The sequence below is a fragment of the Streptomyces sp. UW30 genome (assembly GCF_008042075.1).
Lineage (GTDB): Bacteria > Actinomycetota > Actinomycetes > Streptomycetales > Streptomycetaceae > Streptomyces.
This window is the reverse complement of sequence record NZ_RDBN01000044.1, coordinates 54,597-61,883: the sequence shown is the minus strand read 5'-3', so window position 1 is coordinate 61,883 and position 7,287 is coordinate 54,597. Positions and strand designations below refer to the sequence as shown.

Annotated in this window: 7 protein-coding genes; 3 read left to right on the top strand and 4 right to left on the bottom strand. The window is 69.0% G+C overall.

Annotated elements, in window-relative coordinates; all coding sequences use genetic code 11:
* Together EAO75_RS32450 and EAO75_RS32445 are read right to left on the bottom strand one after the other, a co-directional pair.
* The coding region (locus EAO75_RS32450; protein ID WP_147998743.1) for an alpha/beta hydrolase at positions 1 to 1,453 on the bottom strand (1,453 nt) is incomplete at its 3' end.
* An 83-nt stretch (positions 1,454 to 1,536) separates the two neighbouring features.
* On the bottom strand, positions 1,537 to 2,064 hold the full coding sequence (locus EAO75_RS32445) for a GNAT family N-acetyltransferase (RefSeq protein WP_147998742.1): 528 nt from the start codon (positions 2,062 to 2,064) through the stop codon (positions 1,537 to 1,539).
* A 181-nt stretch (positions 2,065 to 2,245) separates the two neighbouring features.
* Here EAO75_RS32445 and EAO75_RS32440 point away from each other — a divergent pair, with 181 nt between their 5' ends.
* Together EAO75_RS32440 and EAO75_RS32435 are read left to right on the top strand one after the other, a co-directional pair.
* Complete coding sequence (locus EAO75_RS32440; protein ID WP_187284668.1) at positions 2,246 to 3,040, top strand: SCO2525 family SAM-dependent methyltransferase; 795 nt, start codon at positions 2,246 to 2,248, stop codon at positions 3,038 to 3,040.
* Positions 3,041 to 3,125: 85 nt separating this feature from the next.
* On the top strand, positions 3,126 to 4,655 hold the full coding sequence (locus tag EAO75_RS32435) for an SCO2524 family protein (RefSeq protein ID WP_261989508.1): 1,530 nt from the start codon (positions 3,126 to 3,128) through the stop codon (positions 4,653 to 4,655).
* Here EAO75_RS32435 and EAO75_RS32425 read toward each other — a convergent pair.
* Both EAO75_RS32425 and bla read right to left on the bottom strand, forming a co-directional pair.
* Positions 4,564 to 5,088, bottom strand: a complete 525-nt coding sequence (locus tag EAO75_RS32425; protein WP_147998741.1) for a SigE family RNA polymerase sigma factor — start codon at positions 5,086 to 5,088, stop codon at positions 4,564 to 4,566. The genes EAO75_RS32435 and EAO75_RS32425 overlap by 92 nt on opposite strands.
* Positions 5,089 to 5,147: 59 nt before the next feature.
* Positions 5,148 to 6,017 carry a class A beta-lactamase gene (gene bla, locus EAO75_RS32420; RefSeq protein ID WP_147998740.1) on the bottom strand — a complete coding sequence of 290 codons (870 nt, stop codon included), beginning with the start codon at positions 6,015 to 6,017 and terminating at the stop codon, positions 5,148 to 5,150.
* A 140-nt stretch (positions 6,018 to 6,157) separates the two neighbouring features.
* Here bla and EAO75_RS32415 point away from each other — a divergent pair.
* On the top strand, positions 6,158 to 7,287 hold a 1,130-nt coding region (locus EAO75_RS32415), incomplete at its 3' end, for an abortive phage infection protein (RefSeq protein ID WP_261989507.1).

Below are 7,287 nucleotides of genomic sequence, written 5' to 3'. Positions count from 1 at the left end.
GCTTCCCCGTCTCCAGGTACCGCGACACGGCAGCGTCACCGCACGCGTTGCCGTTGTCCAGATACGAGTCGTGCCCCGTCGAGTTGACGGTCACCATCACGGCCCGCCTGCCATAGGCATCCCGCAGCTTCAGCGCCCCGCTCAGCGGCGTGGCCACATCCCGCTCGTTCTGCACCATCAGCACGTTCGACGGCCCCCGGTCCGACACCCGCAGCGGAGCCTCCCGCGGCGCCCACGGCCACGAGGTGCACGCAAGCGCGTTCCTCGGCATGCCCGCCGTGAGCGGATACTTGGCCCGGCTCTCGGCGACACCCTTCTCGTACCCGGCCGCCGACTTCGGCCACGCGGCGTCGTTGCAGATGGTCCCGGCGCCGACCGCCATGTAGTTCTGCAGCGCCTCCTCGGGCGGACTCGGCGGCGCCGGCGGCAGCGTGCCCTTCTCCGCGGCCGTCATCAACTTCGCCAGAACCCCGTAGTCGTCGGGGTCGTAGAGGCTGCTCAGCATGGTCTGGCGCAGCACGTTGCCGTTCAGCTCCGCCGGGTTGGCTCCGGGCCAGGGGATCGGCTCGCGGTCCAGGCGGGCGGCGAGGGCGAGGAAGCGCGAGCGCACCTCGGCCGGTGTGCCGGCGACGCGGTCCGGGTTGCCGGGCCTGGACGCCCACTTGGCGAATTCGGGGAAGTTGTCCTCGACGCCCACCTCGAACGCCCGCAGCCAGGCACGCTCCGCCTGCACGGGGTCGGGGTTGTCGCTGCTGTCCAGCACGATCCGGTCGGTACGCTGCGGGAACAGCTCGGTGTAGGCGGCGCCGATGTACGTGCCGTAGGAGACGCCCCAGGCGGACAGCCTGTGTTCACCGAGGGCGGCCCGGATGCTGTCGATGTCCCGGGCGTTGTTGAGGGTGCTGATGTGCTTGATCAGCTCGCCGCCGTTACGGGCGCAGGCGTCCGCCAGGCGCCGGGCCTGCGCCATGTTCTCGGTGACGGAGCCGTCCGGAGCGGGCCAGGGCAGCCGCTTCACCACCGACAGGTCGTCGTGGCCGATGTCGCAACTGACCGGTGTGGAGGGTGCGTTGCCCCGCGGGGCGAATCCGATCAGGTCGTAGGTGTCCCGCACCTTCTGCGGCAGCTTCTGCCCCTTGCCGGACGGGTCGGCGAGGCTGTCCCCGCCGGGCCCGCCGGCGATCAGCAGCAGCGCGCCCCGGCGGGCGGACGGCTTCTCGCTCGGGATCCGGGAGACGGCGATGTCGATCTTCGGGCCGCCGGGGTCGGCGTAGTCCATCGGCACGGGCAGGGTCGCGCACTGCTGGCGCGGATCGAGCCCCTCACCCGCGCACTTGGTCCACTTCAGCGGCGCGGGCGCGCCGGTGGCGGACGCGGTGAGCGGGGTCACGATTCCGAAGACGACTCCGGAGGCGGCGGCGATCAGGGCGGCACTCTTCGTGATCTGCTTCATGCACAGCAGCCTGACGGACCTTCACGGAGCGTCACATCCGGGCAACTCCCTTATCTCTCCTGGGGATTACCCCCATACGACCACTAGGTCAGCCCCAGCACCATGATGAGCCGGTCCTCCCCGGGCCCCAGATAGTCCCGGTGCACGCCACCCTCGGCGGCGAACCCCAGGGTGCGGTAGAGCATGATCGCCGCGGCGTTGGTCGGCTCCACGGTCAGCCGCACCTCGTGCACCCGCTCCCTGCGCAGCTGGCGCAGCACCTCCAGCATCAGCCGCTTGCCCAGCCCCCGCCCGCGCTGGTCGGCGCTGACGGCCAGGCTCAGCACCCAGCACACATAGCCGTCGGAGGTGGTCACGAAGAGGACATAGCCGTGCAGGTACTCCCCGTCGTCGAGGACGAGGATCCGGTCGCCGTGCACGTCGATGTGCTGACGGAGCACGAAGTACGGGTACGGATCGTCCGGGAAGACCTCCCTGTCGACCCGGAGGAGTTCGGGCAGGTCCGTATCGGTGACGCCCCTCATGGTCAGCGGTCGATCGCTGCTGTCGGCGAGGAACGCCTGGTCAGCGCGGTGACCCAGAAGAGGGAAACGTTCCTCCGGTACAGCCATCAACTGCCCCCTATGTGATGGAATGGAGTCACTCATGCGGGTGAGCACCCGTTGCCGGCCGTTTCAGGTGCTCGGTTGGAGATCCGCCCATCTTGAGCAGGGCAATCCGGTGGTTCAAGAGTGCGAGATGCTTATGCCTCGACGCGCTCCCAGTGCGCCTTCCATTTGGTACCGTGAGTGAATGACCCAGAGATCGTCGGGGGGCGTCCAGTTGAAGAACGCTGAGGTGCGCTGGGCGGCATTCGACCCGATCGCCTACGTTGATCACAACTACCGCGACTTACAGGCAGAGGACGCGGAGATCCTGCACATGGTACGGGATCATTTCGGCGATCATTTCCGGAAGCAGGGCAGCGGCCCCGTCTCCGGTATCGATGTGGGTGCGGGCGCCAATCTCTATCCCGCACTCTCCATGATGCCGTGGTGCGACGAGATCATGCTCTTCGAGCGCTCGTCGGCGAACGTCGGCTACCTCAGAAGCCAGGTCGAGTCCTACGACCGGAACTGGGACCAGTTCTGGAGCGCCCTGTGCGAGCACGAGGCGTACAACTCCCTTGGTGTCGACCCGCGTGAGAGGTTCGGCAAGGTCGTCTCCGTCGAGCAGGGCGACCTCTTCGACCTCGCGCGGTACGAGCGGCGGTGGTCCATGGGGACCATGTTCTTCGTCGCCGAGTCGATGACCTCGTCCCACCAGGAGTTCAGGCTCGGCGTCGAGCGTTTCATGCGCGCCCTGGCCCCCGGCGCGCCCTTCGCGGCCGCCTTCATGGAACATTCGAAGGGCTATCACGCGGGTGAGCATTTCTTCCCGGCATGTGACGTGGGAGAATCCGAGGTGCGCGCGAGTCTTGAGCCGTTCGTGGGCGACTTCAAGGTCCAACGGCTCTCATCCGAGGCCGAAGTGCGCGACGGATATTCCGGAATGATCGTCGCCTACGGATGGCGCAGCAATTCGGACTCGATCATTCCGATCGGGTGATCGGTGAATCATCGCAGTGAATCTTCACAACAGAAGAGGGATATTCCTCAACTGATGGCAGTGCGGTCTGTGCGAGGGGCATGGGATGCAGATCAAGCCACGCCAGCATCTGCTGGACATCTGGCAGGGAGTCGCCCGTCACTCTTTCGACGGGGGAGAGTGGGAATGGGGCGAATGGGGCGGAGAGAGCAGTGTGGCCGACGCCGAGCGGCTGCTCTGCCTGCTGTACCCGGCAACCGAGATCCCCGCGTTCCGGCTCGACGACCCTGACACCACACAGGAGGACGTCCAGCAGGTTCTGAAGAAGGCCGGCGGACGGCTGGACATCCCGGCCAACTTAGTCGCGGCCGCGGCCCAGTTCATGAGCACGCACACCGKTGACGACAAGCGGCCCACCTTCTCCGGGGGCTACTACTTCGGCTCGGCGGACAAGAGCAGGGACGTCACCGAGGAACAGCGCCGGGTCGGCGTGGTCGACTCCTTCTCCATGTCGATCACCCTGTGCCTCGCCACGCTCGGCTTCCTCAAGATCTACGAGACCAGAACCAAGCGCAGCGACGTCCGGGACACCATCGCCGAGCTGCGCCAGGCCACCAGCAACCGGCTGACCGCCGCGATGGTGAGCCTGCTGCGCTCCTTCGTCGTCAACGTCTTCGACACCGACTCCTCCCAGGGCCGTACGCTCTCCGAACTCCTCGGCCAGGGACGGCTGTCGCAGCGCCAGGTGCTGAACAAGTTCCAGAGCCGCTTCCGTGCGCTACGCGCGGCGATCGTCGAGAGCGTCTACCTCGGCATCGACGTCCAGGAAGGCCTCAAGGACGAGAACCAGCTCTTCGAGTGCGGCTGGGCCTGGACCATGGTCAAGGACTCGCCCGAGGTCGAGACCACCGAACCCGTCGGACCGCAGCCCGAGGGCGTCGCCAACGCGGTGCCGTACCTGTACTTCACCGTGGTCGCCCTCGACGGTATCCAGGACCTCTTCTCCGACCGCACCCTCACCCTCGGCCTGCTCAACACCGAACAGCAGCGGCTCGCCGAGGCGCTCCGGCTGCGGTGGGAACTCACCCAGCAGTACTGGTCCCGCATCGCCCGCTTCGACGACGACCGCTGGCCCCTGGAGGACATCCCCTGGCGTACGACGGGACAGAAGCTGGAGTCCGAGTACTTCTCCCTGTCCGTCGCGGCCATCCTTGTGCACGACCTGATGCGCCGCCGGGCCACCGACGACGACCTCACCCGCACCGTCGGCGTCATGGAGCGCCTCGCCGAGCGCGGCCGTATCACCAGCCGTATGACACGCGCCGACCCGATGGCGTACGCCCCCACCGGCATCGCCGCCAGCGTCACCAGCGCCGCCCCCGCCGCGGCCACCCGGCGCCGCCGCTCGACCACGCCCCGCTTCCGGATCGCCGGAAACGGCGCCGGAGAGGGCCGGATCGTGTACGCGTCCTCGGCGAGCAACTCCCGCAGCCGCTCCTCGAAGTCCCGCTCGCCGTCGGCTTCCTGTCGCTGCTCGTCGTCGTTCACCGGCTGCCTCCCTGCCCGGACGGCGTCATCCGGGCGAGCCCCGGAAACGTACGCAACTTCGCCAGCCCCTTCGACGCCTGGCTCTTGACCGTGCCGACGGAGCAGCCGAGCACCTCGGCGACCTCCGTCTCCGACAGGTCCTCCCAGTAGCGCATGACGACCACCGCCCGCTGCTTGGGCGGCAGTTGGGCCAGCGCGCCGAGCAGCGCACCGCGCTCGTCGACGCCCGCGTAGCCCTCGTCGCGCCCCGCCTGCTCGGGCGGCGTGGCCGTCAGCGCCTCGGCGACCCGCCTCTTGCGGAACCGGTCGCTGTTGCAGCTGACCAGCATCCGCCGGACGTAAGCCTCGGGGTTGTCGGCACGCGCCACCCGGCGCCATGAGCGGTACGCCTTCGCCAGCGCCGTCTGCGTCAGGTCCTCGGCATGGTGCGCGTCGCCGGTGAGGAGATACGCGGTCCGCACCAGGTGGGACCACCGCGCCCTGACGAATTCCTGGAACTGGGCCTCTTGTTCGGCCTGCATCAAGCACCCCTCCCTCGCCCTCCAGACCACCGAATGCGAGGAATCGGTTGCCCGGTGCGTCAGACGAGAATCCGCGAGAGCAGGCGCGCGGTCTCCGCCACCAGGGCATCGTCCCAGGCCGCGTCCTGGGCGGGCTTGGTGGACAGGACGGCGAGGACGACGGGGGCGCCGTCGGGGGTCCAGGCGATGCCCACGTTGTTGGTGGTGCCGTAGGAACCCGAACCCGTCTTGTCGGCGACGGTCCAGGTCGGGGGCAGACCGGCGCGGAAGCGTTTGCCGCTGGTCGTGTTGCTCAGCAGCCAGCGCGTGAGCAGGCCGCGGTCCGGGCCGTTCAGGGCGTCGTCGGCGAGGACCAGCCGGCCGTAGGTGCGGCCGATGGCGCGGGCGCTCGTGGTGTCCGTGACGCGCCACGGCTCCGCCGAGTTGAGCTCCGTCTCCCAGCGGTCGAGGCGGGTCACCGGGTCGCCCAGGGAGCGGGCGAAGCGGGTGATGGCGGTGGGGCCGCCGAGTTCGCGCAGCAGCAGGTTGCCCGCGCCGTTGTCGCTGTAGGTGATGGCGACCTCGCAGAGCTCGGCGACCGTCATCCCCTCGGCCAGGTGCTCCCTGGTCTTGTCGGAGCCGGACTTGGGCAGGTCCGCCTCCGTGTAGTGGATACGGCGGGCCAGGAACTCGCCGTCGTGATCGAGGTCCCGCACGACGGCCGCCGAGGCGAGCGTCTTGAAGAGCGAACACATCGGGAAGAGTTCGTCGGCGCGGTGGGTGACGGTCCTCTTCGTACGGACGTTGTGCGCGAACACGCCCAGCCGGGCGCCGTGCTGCCGCTCCAGTTCGCGGAAGCGGTCGGCGCCGGCGGCTCGGGCCGGTGCGCCGGTCAGGAGCGCGGCGGTGGTGGCGGTGCCTGCGGTGAGCAGGGTGCGTCGGCCTAGGATCTCGGTCTCCTTCGCTCGGCTTTCGTCTGACGGATCGTGACGATCTCTTCAGTGATCGACGCCGTACGTCATCCCTTGGTTGCCGCTGCGTAGACCATCGGCGGACGGCGGGGCGGGGCCGCGCTCGCCACAGTGGCCGTATGGAGAACACCGAGGGGATCAGCCGGGCACGCTTTCTCGCGGGGGCCGCGGCCGTCGGACTGGCGGGGGCGGTGCTGCCGTCGTCGCAGGCCGCGGCGACCGGGGGAGGGCCGAAGCGCAAGGGACTGAAGCACCGCGGCGTCGTCTACACCGTGGGGGCGGGCGAGACCCCCGGGACGGCATGGAGCGCCGCCCGGATGCGGGGGGACGTCCGCGTCATCCGCGACGACCTGCACGCCGACACGATCGACGTCACCGGCGACGGCGTCGACCGCCTCGTCGCCACCGCCGCCGAGGCCGCCGAACGCGGGCTGCACGTCTGGCTCCAGCCGACCCTCGGGGACGTGCCGGAGCGGGAGATCCTGGACTCGATCGCCGAGTGCGGCCGCTTCGCCGAACGGCTGCGGCGGCAGGGCGCGAGCGTCGACTTCAGCGTGGGCTGCGAGTTCTGGCTGTTCGTGCCGGGGATCATCCCCGGCGAGACGGTCCTGGACCGTGTCGAGAACCTGCAAAAGGGCAACGTCGACATGGCGAGGATGCAGCGCCGCCTGGCCCGCTTCACCGCGAAGGCGGCCACCGTCGGCCGCTCCGTCTTCCACGGCCGCCTCAGCTACGCCGCCGCCCAGGACGAGGAGTTCGAGCCGGTCGACTGGAACCTCTTCGACATCGTCGGCATCGACTACTACTCCTCCTTCCGTCAACACACCGACTACGTCCGTGAGTTGCGCCGCTATCTGCGCTGGGGCAAGCCCCTGGCCATCACCGAGTTCGGCACGTGCGCGTACGTCGGCGCCCCCGAGGCGGGCGGCATGGGCTGGAGCATCGTCGACTACACGAAGGAGCCGAACGAGATCAAGGGCGACCCGGTGCGCAGCGAACGCACACAGGCCGCCTACCTGACCGATCTGCTGGACGTCTTCGAGTCGATGAACCTGTACGCGGCGATGGCCTTCGAGTTCGTCACCCCCGACGCCCCCCACCGCCTCTACGACCCCGACGACTACGGGGTTCTGGCGAAGTTGATGACGGCCGCGGAGAAGGGCACGCTGCCGCCGGCGCCGCCGAGTCCGCCCGAGGAGGCGCTGCAGAACTACATGGCGGTCGGCGCCGGGACCATCTGCAACGACGC

Bases quoted from the DNA above. Each gene is read 5' to 3' on its own strand.
- EAO75_RS32445 (WP_147998742.1), bottom strand. From the start codon at position 2,064: ATGGCTGTACCGGAGGAACGTTTCCCTCTTCTGGGTCACCGCGCTGAC.
- EAO75_RS32440 (WP_187284668.1), top strand. From the start codon at position 2,246: ATGACCCAGAGATCGTCGGGGGGCGTCCAGTTGAAGAACGCTGAGGTG.
- EAO75_RS32425 (WP_147998741.1), bottom strand. From the start codon at position 5,088: ATGCAGGCCGAACAAGAGGCCCAGTTCCAGGAATTCGTCAGGGCGCGG.